Source organism: Enterobacter sp. R-25 (genome assembly GCF_049913205.1).
Taxonomy (GTDB): domain Bacteria; phylum Pseudomonadota; class Gammaproteobacteria; order Enterobacterales; family Enterobacteriaceae; genus Enterobacter; species Enterobacter ludwigii.
The window spans coordinates 585,663-603,600 of the sequence record NZ_CP183982.1 but is presented as its reverse complement, the minus strand read 5'-3'; the positions used below and the strand labels follow the sequence as shown (position 1 = coordinate 603,600).

Genomic DNA, 17,938 nt, shown 5'->3' with positions numbered 1-17,938 from the left:
AAAACTAAATATAAATATCTTATATTTCCCAATTAATAATTCATCATATTTATGATCCAAAACCGCATCCCGCCGCCAGACAGCCCGCAACTGTTTGCATAAATCTTGATCTGACCCACAGCTAGAGGCACTGCAGTTTGTGCTAAAAGTAAGCATGACGGGCCAACAGGCAAGCTATTCACCTTCTCTTCAGGACATGACATGCAGGCAGATCGATCAACGCAGCGTGCCATCACGCGGCTCTGTATTCAGTGCGGTCTTTTTCTGCTCCAGCACGGGGCGGAAAGCGCGCTGGTCGAGGAACTCTCCACCCGGTTGGGGCTGGCGCTGGGTATGGACAGCGTTGAGAGCGCCATTTCATCCAATGCTATCGTGTTGACCACCATAAAAGACGGTCAGTGCCTGACCTCCACCCGCAAAAACCACGACCGCGGCATCAATATGCACGTTGTAACCGAGGTCCAGCATATTGTCATTCTTGCTGAGCATAAGCTTCTCGACCTGCACGACATTGAAAAACGGTTCAACCAGATTAAGCCCTTACGTTATCCCCGCTGGCTGGTGGTGTTAATGGTCGGGCTGTCCTGCGCCTGTTTTTGTAAGCTCAACAAAGGCGGCTGGGACGGCGCGGTCATCACCTTTTTCGCCAGCAGCATCGCTATGTACGTGCGCCAGCTCCTGACGCACCGCCAACTCCACCCGCAAATTAATTTCTGCATTACCGCTTTTGTCGCCACCACGGTGTCTGGCCTGCTGCTTCGTCTGCCGCAGTTTGCCAACACGCCGACGATTGCCATGGCGGCCAGCGTGCTTCTGCTGGTGCCCGGCTTCCCGTTGATTAACGCCGTAGCCGATATGTTTAAGGGTCACATCAATACCGGTCTGGCACGCTGGGCGATTGCCAGCCTGCTGACGCTTGCAACCTGCATTGGTGTGGTAATGGCCATGACACTCTGGGGGTTACGCGGATGGGCGTGATCGATTTTCTGCTGGCGCTGGCGCAGGATATGCTGCTGGCCGCGATCCCTGCCGTCGGTTTTGCGATGGTCTTTAACGTTCCGCAACGCGCGCTACCGTGGTGCGCGCTGTTGGGTGCTATTGGTCATGGCTCGCGAATGGTGATGATGACGGCGGGATTCAACATTGAATGGTCAACATTTATGGCCTCAATGCTGGTCGGTAGCATCGGAATTCAGTGGTCGCGCTGGTATCTGGCGCATCCCAAGGTGTTCACCGTCGCTGCCGTTATCCCGATGTTCCCCGGCATATCTGCCTATACGGCCATGATTTCCGCGGTAAAAATCAGCCATTTCGGCTACACCGAACCGCAAATGATCCTCCTTCTGAGCAACTTTCTTAAGGCTTCGTCCATTGTCGGTGCGCTCTCTATCGGACTGTCGATCCCCGGACTGTGGCTGTACCGCAAACGTCCACGGGTTTGAGATTTGTGTTATTACGCTGCCGTGAGGATAATCACTCCAATCCGTTTGGTGACGATAAGGAAAGGATGTGGCTAACCCAGGCAGCGAACTCCCCGAGCACAATGAAGAATCCAGCCTGAAAGAGAAAATCTTTCAGAGCGCTATCACGCTGTTTGCCGAATACGGGTTGAACGGTGCCCGCATGGAACAAATTGCGGAGAAAGCTGGCACCACCAAACGCATGGTTGTTTACCACTTCAAAAACAAAGAGAACCTGTATCTTCTCGTACTGGAGTATGTTTACACCCAGATCCGTGCCAGTGAACAGGCGCTCAGCCTGGCGGGAATGCCCCCTGTCGAAGCGTTGGTTCATCTGGTTGAAGCCACCTTTGACTACCATGCCGACCACCCGGATTACATCCGCATTATCTGCATGGAAAACATGCAGCGTGGCCGTTTTATGCAGCAGTCCAGCTACCTACGCCAGGTCAACCGCAGCGCGCTTGATCTGCTTGAAGCGATCCTCCGTCGTGGGAAAGAAAAGCAGTTGTTCAATCAGACGGTTGAAGCCCGCGATCTGCATCGTTTGATCAGCAGTTTCAGCTTCCACTACGTTGCCAACAGCTACACCTTCACCCTGCTGTTTGAAGAGGGTGCGGACGAACAGGCACAGCGCCAGCACTACCGTAAAATGGCCGTTCAGGTGGCGCTCCGCTATACCTGCCCATAAAATAGCTTGCAATTAAATCGCGCACTATCTATATTCATATCATGAACGCGAAAACGAACGACACGACCGCTGCGCTCCTGCTGGATAACCAGCTCTGCTTTGCTCTCTATTCAGCAAATCTGGCGCTGAACAAGTTGTACCGGCAACTGCTGGCACCGCTGAACCTGACTTACCCGCAATACCTGGTGATGCTGGTGCTGTGGGAGCAGGATGACATTACGGTGTCGGACATCGGTGAACGGTTGTTCCTTGACTCTGCCACGCTGACGCCGCTGTTGAAGCGTCTGGAAAGCGCGGGGCTGATAAACCGCCACCGCTCACGTAAAGACGAGCGTCAGGTCGCCGTCACCCTGAGCGATGCGGGACGTCATCTCCAGCAGCAGGCTTCCGGGATCCCCCATGCAGTGGGATGCGCCGCCCAGTGTGATACTGAGACCATGCTGTCACTTAAGCAGCAGCTGGAACGTTTGCGACAACAGATCCAACGCGCGTAAGGCTATACTTTACGCGTATTTATTTACCCATATATATCGCACGCTATTTAATAGCACACATTAATGTAAGATGAGGAATCTGCCATGTCTTTAGAAAAAGTTGTCTACACTGCCAAAGCAAAAGCAACCGGAGGCCGTGATGGCCGTGCGACCTCTTCCGATGGCGTACTGGACGTTAAACTCGGCGTGCCAAAAGAGATGGGCGGCATGGGCGGTGACGTCACCAACCCTGAGCAGCTGTTTGCTGCCGGCTACTCTGCCTGCTTCCTGGGTGCCATGAAGTTTGTAGCCGCTCGCGACAAATTTACCCTGCCGAAAGAGGCCTTTATTGAAGGCGAAGTGGGGATTGGGCCGCTGCCAACCGGTTTTGGTATCGAAGCAAAACTGAACATCCACGTTGAAGGTATGGATCCTGCAGAAGCCAAAAAACTGGTCGATGCAGCACACATTGTGTGTCCGTACTCTAACGCGACCCGCGGTAACATCGACGTAACGCTGAACATTATCGCCTGATAACTGCCTGATGGCGTTACGCTTATCAGGCCAGCCGTTGACGCCCCGGCAGGCATCGCGCCGCCGGGGAAAACCCCTCCTTCCCTTCCCGCTCTCTGTGCTACCATAAGCCCATATCACGCCCGTAGTTATCAGTAGAGTAAGCGTTATGTCCTCCAGAATTCTGACCACCAGCATTGCTGGTATTGATGCCTTTATGCGCGATCCCCGCGGTGTGCTGACCCACGCCGAAGGCGGCACGGTTGCGGTATTTGCTGACAACGCTCCGGCGTTTTATGCCATCACACCGGAACGTCTGGCGCAGCTTCTGGAGATTGAAGCGCAGTTGTCCCGGCCGGCGAGCGACGTAACCCTTGATAACCAGTTCTTTGACGAGCCGGTTAACGTCCCCATGGCCGTTCCCATGGGAAAATTTGCCCTGTATGCGGGCTGGCAACCAGATGCTGATTTTCAACGGCAGGCGGCATTGTGGGGCATAGCGTTAACGCAACCGGCTACCCCTGAAGAGCTGGCCGCGTTTACCGCCTGGTGGCAGGCGGAAGGCAAAGTATTCACTCATATTCAGTGGCAACAGAAGCTCGCGCGTCATCTGCAAATTAATCGCGCCAGCAATAACGGCCAGCCAAAACGTGATATCAACGCGTTTTCCGAACCGGATAAACAGATCCCTAATGGATTCCGAGGTGCGAAATGAAGAACGTCGGCGACCTGATGAAACGTCTGCAAAAGATGATGCCAGCCAACGTGAAGCCCGCCTTCACGACGGGTGAAGAACTCCTGGCGTGGCAAAAAGAGCAGGGTAAGATCCGCGCCGCCGCGCTGGCCCGCGAAAACCGGGCGATGAAAATGCAGCGCACCTTTAACCGTTCCGGTATTCGCCCCCTGCACCAGAACTGCTCATTTGATAACTATAAAATTGAGACCAACGGGCAGATGAATGCACTCGCTGCCGCGCGTCAGTACGTGGATGAATTCGACGGCAATATCGCCAGCTTCATTTTTAGCGGCAAGCCTGGCACGGGGAAAAACCACCTGGCGGCCGCTATCTGTAACGAGCTGCTGCTGCGCGGGAAATCGGTGCTGATCATCACCGTGGCCGATATCATGTCCGCCATGAAAGACACCTTCAGCAACCGCGAAACCAGCGAAGAGCAACTGCTTAACGACCTGAGTAATGTCGATTTACTGGTTATTGATGAGATTGGCGTCCAGACCGAATCCCGCTATGAAAAAGTGATCATTAACCAGATTGTCGATCGCCGCTCTTCCTCCAAACGCCCCACCGGCATGCTGACTAACCACAACATCGACGAAATGACCCGCTTGCTGGGCGAACGCGTCATGGATCGCATGAAGCTCGGGAACAGTCTGTATGTCATCTTCGACTGGGAAAGTTACCGCAGCCGTGTCACCGGTAAAGAGTATTAAGATATTTCCAGGAAAGACCGGTGGCCCGGAGGTATATACTGACTCCACTTTCGCCCCAAAACGGACCTTTTTTGAGTAAGCCATTATGAAAAAACAGTTTCTATTCAGCACCGTATTAGGCGCCCTGCTGGTTACCGGCGCGGCACAGGCCGCATCCTGGCAGGATTCGCTGTCCAGCGCAGCGAGCGAACTGACCAAAGAGAGCAGCAGCACCCAGGGCGGGCTGTCAGCCTCTTCCCTTACCGGCCTGCTGGGTAACAGCACCCAGAGCCTGAGCGCAGGCACAATGAACAACGCCGCGGGGATTCTGGAATATTGCGCGAAGCAAAAACTGGCCTCCGTGACCGACGCGCAAAACGTGAAAAATCAGGTGCTGGGCAAACTCGGTCTGGATACACAGGAGCAGAAACAGGACACCAACTATATGGATGGTATTCAGGGCCTGCTGAATGCGCAAAACGGTCAACAGCTCAACCTGAGCACCATCGGCAACTCCTCGCTGGCGAAACAGGTGAAAACCAAAGCCTGCGATCTGGTGCTGAAACAAGGCGTTAATTTCATCTCCTGATCCCCGCCTGTATTGCCATTACACGCCGCGTTTAAGACGTTACTCTTTTAACGCGGCGTTAAAGCCGTCTTTTTCCTGCCTGCCACCGTCTGAGCGTCCATATGTCAGGATGCGACCCCCTTCAAAAAAACGATTTTCTAAACCAAATCCTAACAACAGCACACTTTCGTGACACTAAAATTGCAGCTACACGACAACGCAATTACATTGTATAACCCAAAAAATAATCAGTTAGCCAGCTAAGCGCCTGGCGTCATGAGGATAGACTGTTGTCAGAGTTAATGTCCCTTGTCCTTTTTCTGGCCTCTGTCGGCGTTTACGCCTGCAAAGCGGGCCGTAACACCTGGTGGTTTATCGCCACGCTGGTGGTGCTCGGCATTTTTATTATTTTAAACATTACTTTATACGCCAGCGATTACTTTACCGGTGACGGCATTAACGATGCGGTGCTCTACACGCTGACGAATAGCCTGACGGGCGCGGGCGTGGGTAAATACATTCTTCCCGGGCTTGGCCTGATTGCGGCGCTGGTGATTATTTTTGGTGCCCTGGCCTGGGTGCTGCGCCGCCGTCGACATCTTCCGCATCATGGCGGCTACAGCCTGCTGGCACTCTGTCTGGCGCTGGCGTCCGTGGATGCCAGCCCGGCGTTTCATCAGATAACCGAGCTGGTAAAGTCACAGTCGCGCGACGGCGACCCGGATTTCATGGCCTGGTATAAAGAGCCGTCCAAAAAAATAGCCAACCCGAAGCTTAACCTGGTGTATATCTACGGCGAGAGTCTGGAACGCACCTGGTTTGATAACAATGCCTTCCCGAACCTGACGCCGGAGCTGGGCGCGCTGAAAAACGAAAGCCTTGATTTCAGCCATACCGCGCAGCTGCCCGGTACGGATTACACCATCGCCGGGATGGTTGCCTCGCAGTGCGGTATCCCGCTCTTCGCCCCCTTTGAGGGTAATGCTTCGGCCTCAATGTCGAGCTTCTTCCCGCAGAACGTTTGCCTCGGCGATATCCTGAAAAACTCCGGCTACGAAAACTACTTCGTACAGGGGGCCAACCTGCGCTTTGCCGGAAAAGATGTGTTCCTGAAATCCCACGGTTTTGACCATCTGTATGGCTCAGAAGAGTTAAAAACTACCGTTGCCGACCCGCATTACCGCAACGACTGGGGCTTTTACGATGACACGGTACTGGACGAAACCTGGAAAAAGTTCGAGGAACTGTCCCGCGCCGGCAAGCGTTTCTCCCTCTTTGCCCTGACGGTAGATACCCACCATCCGGACGGGTTTGTCTCGCGCACCTGTAAGCGCAAACGCTATGAGATTGACGGCAAAAACAACACGTCGTTCAGCGCGGTAACCTGCAGCCAGGAGCATATCGCCGCTCTGGTCGAGAAAATCAAAGCCTCGCCGTATTTTAAAAACACGGTCATCGTCGTCTCATCTGACCATCTGGCGATGAAAAACAGCGCCTGGGATCAGCTCAGCAAACAGGATCGCAGCAATCTGTTCTTCATTCTGCGCGGCGACCAGCCGCAACAGGATGTGATCGCCACCAAACGCAACTCCATGGATAACGGCGCAACCGTGCTGGACATTCTGGGCGGGGATAACTTTATTGGCCTTGGCCGCAGTACGCTCTCGGGGCAGTCACTGTCGGAAGTATTCCTCAACATGAAGGAGAAAATCCTCGCGTGGAAGCCGGACATCATCCGCCTGTGGAACTTCCCGAAAGAGATGAAAGACTTCACCATCGATCAGGATAAAAACACGATTGCCTTCTCCGGCAGCCATTTCCGTCTGCCGCTGCTGCTGCGCGTGTCGGATACGCGCGTCGAACCGCTGCCGGAAAGCGAATACTCTGCGCCGCTGCGTTTCCAACTGGCCGACTTCGCCCCTCGCGATAATTTTGTCTGGGTCGACAGGTGCTACAAAATGGGCCAGCTCTGGTCCCAGCCACTGGCGCTCTCAACCGACTGGTGCGTTTCTCAGGGACAGCTTGGCGGGGAGCAAACCGTGCAGCATGTCGATAAAGCGCAATGGAAAGGCAAAACCGCATTCAACGATACGGTCATCGATACCGCGCGCTATCAGCGAAATGTCGACATGCTGAAAATCGTGGATAACGATATTCGCTATAAAGCAGACAGCTTTATCTTCAACGTGGCCGGGGCACCGGAAGAGGTCAAACAGTTCAGCGGCATCTCGCGTCCGGAATCCTGGGGGCGCTGGTCTAATGCGCAGCTGGGCAGTGAAGTGAAGATTGAGTACGCACATCCTCTGCCGGAAAAATTCGACCTGGTGATCACCGCCCGGGCCTATGGTCCAAACGCGAACCGTCCCATCCCGGTGCGTGTGGGCGATAAAGAGCAAACGCTGACGCTGGGAAATGACGTCACCACCACCACGCTGCATTTTGATAATCCTTCCCGCAGCAATACGCTGGTGATTGTTCCGCCGGACCCGCAGCCGACGAATGAGGGAAATATTCTTGGCCATTCACCGCGCGAGCTCGGCATCGGGATGGTAGAGATTAAAATTGTCAGTAAAGAGAGCTGATCCCTTCTGCGCCCGGCGTTCTGTCGGGCGCTTTATGTAAATATATAATCCTATAAAACCATTAAAAATAAGACATAAACACCATATATCTCTCATTTATATTTATAAATTCACCAGAAAGAAATCATATCTCAGAATGTGTAACTCCTTACACCCTGAGAGAGTTACCCACTTTTTATCATGCTAACCGGCCATACGTTCGAATCCACCCTGGCACAGCGCAGCGGAGTACGACCAGCGCTACCAGGGGAACAAACCCTGATGCCGCAGACACTGAATGCCGACTATAAGGTCATCGTTTTAAGCGGCAATGCCTTCTTGTGGCTGGGCCTGAAGACGTTCATCTCGCAGAGTGTGGACCCCTGCCCTGAAATTTTCTGGATTAACGACGTGAGCCCTGAGGGGATCCTGCCCCTGCGGCAACTGATGTTGAATATCCGCGTCAAAAAAGGGTGGCTGGTATTCACCGATGCGTCCCGCGTCAACGATATTAAAATCATTCTGGGGGGTGAGCGTGTCCACGTGGTGGCGGGAAACCTGTCACTCGCGCAGCTCAGCCGCTGTTTTCAGAACACGCCGTTCGCAAGCGTAAAAAACGCCACGCTCACCTGCCAGGAGCTTCGGGTTTGCATGCTGTTCCGCAACGGGTTCAGCCCGGTTCGCATCGCGCAGATCCTGAATAAATCCCCGAAAACGATCTACACCCACAAGCGTAACGCGATGAACAAATTTCACTGCCAGAACCTGGCGGAATTCCATCGCAAACTCTTCCTGCTCGACTACCCGGCATCGTGTTTGTAACTGCACGGCTAATCACGTCGGGAAATAAGATCATGCGGCGTCATCTTCCCTGTCTCATTCTCTGGCTGTTGATGCTGGCGCTGCTGTCTCGCTATGCCCTTCCCGCCACGTTGGGATGACGTGGTAATCCGACTGCACGAGTAAATTGCCTTAAATCTTGTCTGGATCAATGTTATCGGTAACAATGACGCTAAAATAGCCAGCGTGTTATGTCCGACAAGGCACAGCCTTATCTTCTTTTTTGTTATTTTTTCTGTATTACAATAACTTATGAAATACCTGCTTGCTGACGCCATCGTCTATAACGACGAAGACGGTTCTGTTTCTCTTATCAATGCACCCGATCTGGACAGACAAATCCTCACCTGTACCGCCAACGCCATCATGAAGCTGCTGGTTCAGCATCACGGCAACGTCGTCGAACGTGACACCTTTCTGAGTGATGTCTGGGATCAACGTGGGCTCCAGGGGTCCAACAATTCGTTAAATCAATACATCAGTATTGTGCGCAAAATGCTGTCGAGCCTGCTGCCCGACACCCTGTTTATCGTCACCGTGCCGAAAACGGGCTTTATGCTCAGTGCTGATATCGCGGTAACGCCCCTGGAGGACGATTTTCCCGTCGTGGAGTCGGTCCCGGCCTCACGACGCATTCAGCCAGAATGGCTATTCTGCGGTGTACTCACGCTGATGGTCGTGGCGCTGTGCATCGGCGCCTGTTTGACGAAACAGGCGCACCAGTACAGTGACACTCATCTGCTCACCCACATTGGCACCTGTCCGGTCTACACCTTCTCCCCGCTGGCAGATGTGTTTCACACTAAGGCCATGGCGCTGGCGCAGACGCTTCAGCGCGAAGGTAATCTGCCCTGCCTGAAAAACTCTATTTTCTATATGCACATCCAGAGAACACTTTTCTATGGCCACGAAGGGCGGCTGGTCCTTTCCCAGTGTTCTCTCACGGACGGTAAAGCCAGCGCCTGCCGAACGCTTTACTTTTACGAGTGGTGATATGAAACAAAAAAAAGTGTGGCTTATTCTGGTGCTCAATCTGTTGCTGATTGGCGTGACGCTGGCGTGGTACGTCTACACGCCTCCGCTGTCCGGAACCTGTGCAGGAAACCTGACATTTTCAGCCCGACATGACGATCATGATTTCTCCTTTGAAGGGGAGGTTACGCTGCGCTTTCAGCCCGACAACACAGGGTACCTTACGCTTAACGGCGACGTGGTTAACGAGCCACATCACTGGGATGTTTCCCGCCAGGAGATGTTTACGTGGCGGCACGTTGAGGGCTCACTCTATGAAATATTCATACAAAGCGTGGCGCGCTTTAGCCATGACACCCTGCCACCGGGGGTCTTTGAAAAGTACGTCGCCGGCCTGACGCCGGGGAACAAAAGACTCCTGAAGATTGAACGCACGCCGGAAGACGCGCTGGTGATCAGCAATTTCTATGCGCCGGTCCTGATTTGTTCAGAATAGGCGCGGCTGGTCGGGGTATACTTTCCGCCATGAACATTCTCTTACGACCGACGACGCCCAAAGATGTTGCAGCCCTGCCCGCCATCGAGCGCGCGGCAGGCGAGCGTTTTCGGGACGTCCCCGAACTGGCCTGGCTTGCAGACGGCGACGTCATTTGCGCGGAACAACATCTTGATTACGCGAAACGCGGGTTAAGCTGGCTGGCGCTGGCAAACGACCTACCCGTCGGGTTTATCCTTGCAGAAGCCCATCCGTCATCGCTGTTTATTGTCGAACTCTCGGTTCATCGGGAGTGGCAGGGAAGAGGAATAGGTCGGCGACTTATCGCCTGCGTCGCAGACCATGCCCGCACGCTGGGGCTGACATCGCTGACGCTGACCACCTTTTGCGAGGTGCCGTGGAATGCGCCGTTTTATGCGCGACTCGGGTTTGAAACGGTGACGATGCTAACGCCTGAACTGCGTCAGAAAAGAGAGGAAGAAGCGGCGCACGGTTTCGCGTATGACTCCCGCTGTGCCATGCGCCTGCCTCTGTGATATCGGCCTGCAAAACCCCCATTACAGGCCGGGTCAGGCGTAGCCGCCCCCCGGCACTGTGGCAGGATTAAAACGTTTCCCAGTTTTCGCCCGCATCGGTGGTCGCGGCTTTACGCGCCATCATAGGGGCAGCAGCGGTTTTCGCTGAAGCCTGCTCGCGGGCTTTCATCTGCTCCTGCTGAATGCGGAACACGGCCACGGCCTGAGTCAGACGGCTCGCCTGCTCTTCCAGTGCCGCTGCCGCCGCGGCAGACTCTTCCACCAGCGAGGCGTTCTGCTGGGTCACGCGATCCATCTCAGCTACCGCCAGACCCACCTGATCGATACCGCGGCTCTGCTCATCAGACGCAGAGGCGATTTCGCCCATGATGTCCGTCACGCGGGTTACCGCATTAACGATTTCGCCCATGGTTTCGCCGGCGCTTTCTACCAGGGTAGACCCGACTTCCACGCGGCCAACAGAGTCTTCAATCAGGCTCTTGATCTCACGTGCTGCCTGGGCGCTGCGCTGTGCCAGGTTACGGACTTCACCCGCAACAACGGCAAATCCGCGGCCCTGCTCGCCCGCACGTGCCGCTTCTACTGCAGCGTTCAGTGCCAGGATGTTGGTCTGGAACGCGATGCCGTCGATCACGCTGATAATGTCGGCAATTTTCTGCGAACTGCCCGCGATGTCACGCATGGTTTGCACCACGTTATCCACCACTTTACCGCCCTTCTGCGCGGTTTCAGACGCGCTCAGCGCCAGGTTGCTCGCCTGACGGGCGTTCTCGGCGTTCTGCTTAACGGTCGCCGTCAGCTGCTCCATGCTGGCAGCGGTCTCTTCCAGGGATGCGGCCTGCTGTTCCGTACGGGAAGAGAGATCGTTGTTACCCATCGCGATTTCGCTCGCGCCGCTGTAGATGGCATTAGCACCGTTACGCACATCGCCAACGGTACGGACCAGCTCGCCCTGCATATGACGCAGCGAGTCGGCCAGTTCACCCATCTCGTTAGCGCCCTGCACCTCGATGCGCTTCACCAGATCGCCGCTGGCGATATGACGAATGTTGTCGATAAGACGGGTAAGTGGCGAAATCAGCGCCTGCTTGATACCCAGCCACACGGCCACGATCACCACCAGCACCGCAATCAGTACGCTAATCAGCACCCAAATTGCCTGGCTGTAGGAGCTATTGCTGTTTTCCACCGCCATCTGATACAGCTTGTCGTTCTGCTGCAGATAGTTCACGTACTGCTTCTCAAAACCATCCTGATAGCTCTGGGTAGGTTGATCGAAGAAGGCGTTGATTTTGCCCGCGCCCAGCAGCTGGATCAGCTCCGCCAGTGCACCGTGGTAGATATCGTAGTTACGTTTGATCTCCGTCGCGTCGGCGTCGTTTTGACGCGGATCGCGTGGCAGGGCTTCGTATTCAGCCCAGTTTTTTTCTGCCTGTTTCAGGGAAGCCGCCGCAATTTGCATCAGATCGTTCACGGTCGCGCCGCTGCCGATATTGCTCTGATCCATCATGTAGCGGATACCCGCACGGTTCAGGGTATTACGGGTTTGCAGCAGGGCAACCCAGCTGGCGTTCAGCGTGGACTGTTGCTGGCGAATGGTTTGCAGGACGGTGAAATTCTCTTTGTCATGCTTGAGGGCATTGAAGAAAAGACCACCGGATGTGAGTTGTAAAAGGCCAAATATCGCTAATACCAGCATTAAGCTGGTGACAATCTTGATACGGTTTAACATGTTTTCGCTTTCCATCAGACAGATAACAGGATTTTCGGCCTGGAAAGGGAAAACTTTACGAAAATCATCCTTAAATTTGTGGTTTTTACTCTTCTTCGCGCGCTGTGATATGCCGGTTCCCCAGTTCAATAAACTCTTCCAGCAGCGCTGTCAGCTGTTGCATCTTCGCCGGCGTATATTCGGCCTCGATTTGCTGATACGCCTCTTCCACCTGCGCCTGGGCACGCTCGTATAGCCTGTTCCCCTCTTTGGTCAGCGACACGTACAGCTTGCGCTGATCGTTTACGGGCTTAAGGCGCAGCACCAGACCGTCACGCTCCATGCGCGTCAGAATGCCCGTCAGGCTGGGGCGCAAGATACAGGTGCGAAACGCCAGATCGTGAAAATCCATCGACGGATGTTCGGCCAGCACGCGCACGATGCGCCACTGCTGCTCGGTCAAGTTATGCCGTTTCACAATCGGGCGGAAGTAAGACATCGCCGCTTCCCGCGCCTGTAACAGGGCGATAGTTAATGAATCATGCATAGCCTCTCCCGGTAATCATTAACACATGAACAATTCAGTTCTGCTGGTTTTACACACAACGCGTTTTACGACAAAAAGTCTAACAGAAACAAGCCTGATTTATTAACGTAATGATAAATATAGCTTTTAATCTCTTTATGTAAATTTATTGTTATTCATATCACAAATTATTCACTTCTGGTTGCGAAATAAACAGCAAAGGCATACAACCAGATCATTAACATATTAATGAAATCACAGGCCGGACGTCCGGCCTGAGGAGTAAGTGAATGAAAGGTACTGTTTTTGCCGTAGCGCTGAACCACCAGAGCCAGCGCGATGCCTGGCGCGACGCGTTTGAAAAAGCCCCCTACAACACGCCGCCAAAAACCGCCGTGTGGTTTATCAAACCGCATAACACCGTGATCCGCACGGGCGACCCCATTCCCTTCCCGCAGGGAGAAACCGTGTTAAGCGGTGCCACGGTAGCGCTGGTTGTGGGTAAAACGGCGCGTAACGTTCCCGTGGACGAGGCGGCGGAGTACATCGCCGGTTACGCGCTTGCCAACGAAGTGAGCCTGCCGGAAGAGAGTTTTTATCGCCCGGCGATCAAGGCCAAATGCCGCGACGGCTTTTGTCCGCTGGGAGAGCTGGTCGCCGTCGACCACGTTGATAACCTGACCATCGTCACCGAAATTAACGGCCGGGAAGCGGACCACTGGAACACCGCTGACCTGCAGCGCAATGCCGCCGAACTGCTGAGCGCCCTGAGCGAATTCGCCACCCTCAGTCCGGGCGATGCCATTCTGCTCGGCACCCCACACTCGCGCGTCCCGCTGCAGCCGGGCGATCGCGTACGCATTCTGGCGAAAGGCTTCCCGTCCCTGGAAAACCCGGTGGTTGATGAACGCGAGGTCGCCCATGCGCAAGGCCCACATCCGCACGCCACGCTGTTCGCGCTTGGTCTGAACTACGCCGATCACGCCAGTGAGCTGGCGTTTACGCCGCCAACGGAACCGCTGGTGTTTATCAAAGCCCCCAACACCGTGACCGGCGATAACCAGACCTCGGTCCGCCCGAATAACATTGAGTACATGCACTACGAGGCGGAGCTGGTGGTGGTCATCGGCAAAACGGCGCACAAGGTCAGTGAGCGCGAGGCGATGGACTATGTCGCGGGCTATACCGTCTGCAACGATTACGCCATCCGTGACTACCTGGAAAACTACTACCGCCCGAACCTGCGGGTGAAAAGCCGCGACGGGTTGACCCCCCTCAGCCCGCATATCGTGCCGAAAGAGGCCATTCCCGACCCGCATAACTTAACCCTGCGCACCTTCGTGAACGGTGAATTGCGCCAGCAAGGGACCACTGCCGATCTGATCTTCAGCATCCCGTTCCTGATTGCCTATCTCAGCGAGTTTATGACCCTGCAGCCCGGCGACATGATTGCCACCGGCACGCCAAAGGGTCTGTCTGACGTACAGCCTGGCGACGAAGTGGTCGTGGAAGTAGAGGGCGTGGGCCGCCTGGTGAACCGCATTGTCAGTGAGGAGACTGCAAAATGAAAAAAATAAACCATTGGATTAACGGTAAAAACGTCGCAGGAAGTGATTACTTCCACACCACTAACCCGGCCACCGGAGAGGTGCTGGCGGAGGTCGCGTCCGGCGGTGAAGCTGAAATTCATCAGGCCGTGGCGGCGGCCAAAGAGGCATTCCCGACGTGGGCTAACCTGCCGATGAAAGAGCGCGCACGCCTGATGCGTCGCCTCGGGGATCTTATCGATCAACACGTTCCGGAGATTGCGGCCCTCGAGACCGCCGACACCGGCCTGCCGATCCACCAGACCAAAAACGTGCTTATTCCACGCGCGTCGCACAACTTCGCGTTCTTCGCCGAAGTGTGCCAGCAGATGAACGGTAAAACCTACCCGGTCGACGACAAGATGCTCAACTACACCCTGGTGCAGCCGGTGGGGGTCTGCGCGCTGGTGTCGCCGTGGAACGTGCCGTTTATGACCGCCACCTGGAAGGTTGCGCCGTGCCTGGCGCTGGGCAACACCGCGGTGCTGAAGATGTCTGAACTCTCCCCGCTGACCGCCGACCGTCTGGGCGAGCTGGCGCTGGAGGCCGGTATTCCGGCGGGCGTGCTGAACGTGGTGCAGGGCTATGGCGCAACGGCGGGCGATGCGCTGGTACGTCATCACGACGTGCGCGCCGTCTCCTTTACCGGCGGCACCGCCACCGGGCGCAACATCATGAAAAACGCCGGACTGAAGAAATACTCCATGGAGCTGGGAGGGAAATCTCCGGTGCTGATTTTTGAAGATGCGGATATCGAACGTGCGCTGGACGCCGCCCTGTTCACCATCTTCTCCATCAACGGCGAGCGTTGCACTGCTGGCTCACGCATTTTCATTCAGCAGAGCATCTACCCGGAATTCGTCAGGCGCTTTGCCGAGCGCGCGAACCGTCTGCGCGTGGGTGACCCGACCGATCCGAACACTCAGGTTGGCGCGCTGATCAGCCAGCAGCACTGGGAAAAAGTCTCCGGCTATATCCGTCTTGGCATTGAAGAAGGCGCGACCCTGCTGGCGGGCGGCCCTGACAAACCCACCGATCTCCCTGCTCACCTGAAAAACGGCAACTTCCTGCGCCCGACCGTGCTGGCAGACGTCGACAACCGGATGCGCGTGGCCCAGGAAGAGATTTTCGGTCCGGTTGCCTGCCTGCTGCCGTTTAAGGACGAAGCCGAAGGGCTGCGTCTGGCTAACGACGTAGAGTACGGCCTGGCGTCATACATCTGGACCCAGGACGTCAGCAAAGTGCTGCGCCTGGCGCGCAATATCGAAGCCGGAATGGTGTTTGTAAACACCCAGAACGTGCGCGACCTGCGTCAGCCGTTTGGCGGCGTGAAGGCTTCCGGTACCGGGCGCGAAGGGGGCGAATACAGCTTCGAGGTGTTCGCTGAAATGAAAAACGTCTGCATCTCCATGGGCGACCATCCGATTCCAAAATGGGGGATCTGAGTATGGGCAAGTTAGCGTTAGCGGCAAAAATTACCCACGTTCCGTCAATGTACCTCTCTGAACTACCGGGAAAAAACCACGGCTGCCGCCAGTCCGCCATCGACGGACATAAAGAAATCAGCAAGCGCTGTCGGGAGCTGGGCGTCGACACCATTATTGTGTTCGATACCCACTGGCTGGTGAACAGCGCCTACCACATCAACTGCGCGGATCATTTCTCCGGCATCTACACCAGCAACGAGCTGCCGCATTTTATCCGCGACATGACCTACGACTACGACGGTAACCCGGCGCTCGGCCAGCTTATCGCCGACGAAGCGGTGAAACTCGGTGTACGTGCCAAAGCGCACAACATCCCGAGCCTCAAGCTGGAGTACGGCACGCTGGTACCGATGCGCTACATGAACAGCGATAAGCACTTCAAAGTGATCTCTATCGCCGCGTTCTGCACCGTCCACGACTTCGCCGACAGCCGCAGGCTGGGCGAGGCCATCGTCAGCGCGATTCAGAAATATGACGGCACCGTGGCGGTGCTCGCCAGCGGTTCGCTGTCGCACCGTTTTATCGACGACCAGCGCGCCGAAGAGGGAATGAACAGCTACACCCGCGAGTTCGACCGTCAGATGGACGAACGCGTGGTGAAGCTGTGGCGTGAAGGCAAGTTCAGGGAGTTCTGCAGCATGCTGCCGGAGTATGCCCACTACTGCTACGGCGAGGGCAATATGCACGACACGGTGATGCTGCTGGGGATGCTCGGCTGGGACACATACGACGGCAAGGTGGAGTTCCTCACCGAGCTGTTCCCCAGCTCCGGCACCGGCCAGGTTAACGCCGTTTTCCCCCTGCCCGCGTCCGCGTAAGGAGCCACCATGCCGCACTTTATTGCTGAATGCACTGACAACATCCGCGAGCAGGCGGACCTGCCAGCACTGTTCGCCAAAGTGAACGACGCGCTTGCCGCCACGGGAATCTTCCCACTCGGCGGTATCCGTAGCCGCGCGCACTGGCTGGACACCTGGCAGATGGCCGACGGTAAGCACGATTACGCCTTTGTGCATATGACGCTGAAGATTGGCGCCGGGCGCAGTCTGGAGAGCCGGGAGGCGGTGGGAAAGGCACTGTTTGAGCTGATTAAAACCCACTTCGCCGACCTGATGGCATCGCGCTATCTGGCGCTCTCTTTTGAAATAGACGAGCTGCACCCGACGCTCAATTACAAACAAAACAACGTGCACGCTTTGTTTAAGTAGCGCCCTTACCGGGCCGACAACGGCTTTGAACGCAAGCCGGGTGAGCAGCACGCCACCCGGCAACAACAGGAAATCGCCATGCTCGATAAACACACCCATACCCTGATAGCCCATCGTCTGCATCAGGCGGAGCAGTCACGGGAGCAGATCCGCCAGATCTCGCTCGACTACCCGACGATCACCCTTGACGACGCCTACGCCGTACAGCGCGAATGGGTGAGCCTGAAAATCGCCGAAGGTCGCGTGCTGAAAGGCCACAAGATTGGCCTCACCTCCAAAGCGATGCAGGCCAGCTCGCAGATTAGCGAGCCGGACTACGGCGCTCTGCTCGACGACATGTTCTTCCACGACGGCGGCGATATCCCTGCCGACCGCTTTATCGTCCCGCGCATCGAAGTGGAGCTGGCCTTCGTGCTGGCAAAACCCCTGCGCGGCCCAAACTGCACCCTGTTCGACGTCTACAACGCCACGGATTACGTCATCCCCGCGCTGGAGCTGATCGACGCCCGCTGCCACAACATCGATCCCGAGACCCAGCGTCCACGCAAGGTGTTCGACACCATCTCCGATAACGCCGCCAACGCAGGTGTGATCCTTGGCGGTCGCCCGATTAAGCCCGACGAGCTGGATCTGCGCTGGATCTCCGCCCTGCTCTACCGCAACGGCGTCATTGAAGAGACCGGGGTCGCCGCGGGCGTGCTCAACCACCCGGCCAACGGTGTGGCATGGCTTGCCAATAAACTCGCGCCGTACGACGTTCAGCTGGAGCCTGGCCAAATCATCCTCGGCGGTTCGTTTACCCGCCCGGTGCCGGCCAGCAAGGGCGATACCTTCCACGTGGACTACGGCAAGATGGGCTCCATCAGCTGCCGTTTTGTTTAG

At 55.7% G+C, this 17,938-nt stretch carries 20 protein-coding genes; 18 read left to right on the top strand and 2 right to left on the bottom strand.

From position 1 onward, the window contains the following. Positions 1-201 precede the first annotated feature (201 nt). From ACN9MQ_RS02870 to ACN9MQ_RS02810, 13 genes are all read left to right on the top strand, one after another. The gene (locus tag ACN9MQ_RS02870) at positions 202-978 is read left to right on the top strand and encodes a threonine/serine ThrE exporter family protein (RefSeq protein ID WP_014168508.1); all 777 of its coding nucleotides are present in this window, start codon (positions 202-204) and stop codon (positions 976-978) included. Continuing rightward, positions 969-1,442, top strand: coding sequence for a threonine/serine exporter (locus tag ACN9MQ_RS02865; RefSeq protein WP_020885295.1), 474 nt, complete (start codon positions 969-971; stop codon positions 1,440-1,442). The genes ACN9MQ_RS02870 and ACN9MQ_RS02865 overlap by 10 nt, the downstream gene beginning before the upstream one ends. A 67-nt stretch (positions 1,443-1,509) precedes the next feature. Then, on the top strand, positions 1,510-2,151 hold the full coding sequence (locus ACN9MQ_RS02860) for a TetR family transcriptional regulator (RefSeq protein ID WP_020885296.1): 642 nt from the start codon (positions 1,510-1,512) through the stop codon (positions 2,149-2,151). Between the two features lie 41 nt (positions 2,152-2,192). After that, positions 2,193-2,645 (top strand): MarR family winged helix-turn-helix transcriptional regulator, encoded by a 453-nt coding sequence (locus ACN9MQ_RS02855; RefSeq protein ID WP_014168505.1) that lies wholly within the window; start codon positions 2,193-2,195, stop codon positions 2,643-2,645. Positions 2,646-2,729: 84 nt separating this feature from the next. After that, positions 2,730-3,158, top strand: a complete 429-nt coding sequence (locus tag ACN9MQ_RS02850; protein WP_006174091.1) for an organic hydroperoxide resistance protein — start codon at positions 2,730-2,732, stop codon at positions 3,156-3,158. A 148-nt stretch (positions 3,159-3,306) separates the two neighbouring features. Beyond that, on the top strand, positions 3,307-3,852 hold the full coding sequence (gene dnaT, locus ACN9MQ_RS02845; protein ID WP_025205613.1) for a primosomal protein DnaT: 546 nt from the start codon (positions 3,307-3,309) through the stop codon (positions 3,850-3,852). Continuing rightward, positions 3,849-4,586 (top strand): DNA replication protein DnaC, encoded by a 738-nt coding sequence (gene dnaC / locus ACN9MQ_RS02840; protein WP_014168503.1) that lies wholly within the window; start codon positions 3,849-3,851, stop codon positions 4,584-4,586. The genes dnaT and dnaC overlap by 4 nt, the downstream gene beginning before the upstream one ends. Before the next feature lie 85 nt (positions 4,587-4,671). After that, positions 4,672-5,154, top strand: a complete 483-nt coding sequence (locus tag ACN9MQ_RS02835; RefSeq protein WP_020885299.1) for a DUF2501 domain-containing protein — start codon at positions 4,672-4,674, stop codon at positions 5,152-5,154. Between the two features lie 269 nt (positions 5,155-5,423). Next, complete coding sequence (gene opgB, locus ACN9MQ_RS02830; protein WP_014168500.1) at positions 5,424-7,715, top strand: phosphatidylglycerol--membrane-oligosaccharide glycerophosphotransferase; 2,292 nt, start codon at positions 5,424-5,426, stop codon at positions 7,713-7,715. Positions 7,716-7,976: 261 nt separating this feature from the next. Further along, positions 7,977-8,516, top strand: coding sequence for a helix-turn-helix transcriptional regulator (locus ACN9MQ_RS02825; RefSeq protein ID WP_040018564.1), 540 nt, complete (start codon positions 7,977-7,979; stop codon positions 8,514-8,516). Between the two features lie 270 nt (positions 8,517-8,786). Next, a complete protein-coding gene (locus ACN9MQ_RS02820; protein ID WP_014168498.1) occupies positions 8,787-9,527 on the top strand; it encodes a winged helix-turn-helix domain-containing protein in 741 nt (246 codons plus the stop codon). Position 9,528: 1 nt separating this feature from the next. Then, positions 9,529-10,002, top strand: coding sequence for a hypothetical protein (locus ACN9MQ_RS02815; RefSeq protein WP_068795238.1), 474 nt, complete (start codon positions 9,529-9,531; stop codon positions 10,000-10,002). 29 nt (positions 10,003-10,031) lie between these two features. Next, the gene (locus tag ACN9MQ_RS02810; protein ID WP_181216284.1) at positions 10,032-10,538 is read left to right on the top strand and encodes a GNAT family N-acetyltransferase; all 507 of its coding nucleotides are present in this window, start codon (positions 10,032-10,034) and stop codon (positions 10,536-10,538) included. Between the two features lie 67 nt (positions 10,539-10,605). Here ACN9MQ_RS02810 and tsr read toward each other — a convergent pair whose 3' ends face one another. Together tsr and hpaR are read right to left on the bottom strand one after the other, a co-directional pair. After that, the gene (gene tsr, locus ACN9MQ_RS02805; RefSeq protein WP_032682055.1) at positions 10,606-12,270 is read right to left on the bottom strand and encodes a methyl-accepting chemotaxis protein; all 1,665 of its coding nucleotides are present in this window, start codon (positions 12,268-12,270) and stop codon (positions 10,606-10,608) included. An 85-nt stretch (positions 12,271-12,355) separates the two neighbouring features. After that, positions 12,356-12,796 (bottom strand): homoprotocatechuate degradation operon regulator HpaR, encoded by a 441-nt coding sequence (gene hpaR / locus ACN9MQ_RS02800; RefSeq protein WP_014168494.1) that lies wholly within the window; start codon positions 12,794-12,796, stop codon positions 12,356-12,358. Between the two features lie 269 nt (positions 12,797-13,065). Here hpaR and hpaG point away from each other — a divergent pair, with 269 nt between their 5' ends. From hpaG to hpaH, 5 genes are all read left to right on the top strand, one after another. Then, complete coding sequence (gene hpaG / locus ACN9MQ_RS02795) at positions 13,066-14,343, top strand: 4-hydroxyphenylacetate degradation bifunctional isomerase/decarboxylase (protein ID WP_020885306.1); 1,278 nt, start codon at positions 13,066-13,068, stop codon at positions 14,341-14,343. Further along, positions 14,340-15,806 (top strand): 5-carboxymethyl-2-hydroxymuconate semialdehyde dehydrogenase, encoded by a 1,467-nt coding sequence (gene hpaE / locus ACN9MQ_RS02790; RefSeq protein ID WP_014168491.1) that lies wholly within the window; start codon positions 14,340-14,342, stop codon positions 15,804-15,806. Before hpaG ends, hpaE begins: the two co-directional genes overlap by 4 nt. Positions 15,807-15,808: 2 nt before the next feature. Next, the gene (gene hpaD, locus ACN9MQ_RS02785) at positions 15,809-16,666 is read left to right on the top strand and encodes a 3,4-dihydroxyphenylacetate 2,3-dioxygenase (protein ID WP_020885307.1); all 858 of its coding nucleotides are present in this window, start codon (positions 15,809-15,811) and stop codon (positions 16,664-16,666) included. A 9-nt stretch (positions 16,667-16,675) separates the two neighbouring features. Then, entirely contained in the window at positions 16,676-17,056 is a 381-nt protein-coding gene (locus ACN9MQ_RS02780) for a 5-carboxymethyl-2-hydroxymuconate Delta-isomerase (RefSeq protein WP_020885308.1), read from the top strand. Between the two features lie 78 nt (positions 17,057-17,134). Beyond that, on the top strand, positions 17,135-17,938 hold the full coding sequence (hpaH, locus tag ACN9MQ_RS02775) for a 2-oxo-hept-4-ene-1,7-dioate hydratase (RefSeq protein ID WP_020885309.1): 804 nt from the start codon (positions 17,135-17,137) through the stop codon (positions 17,936-17,938).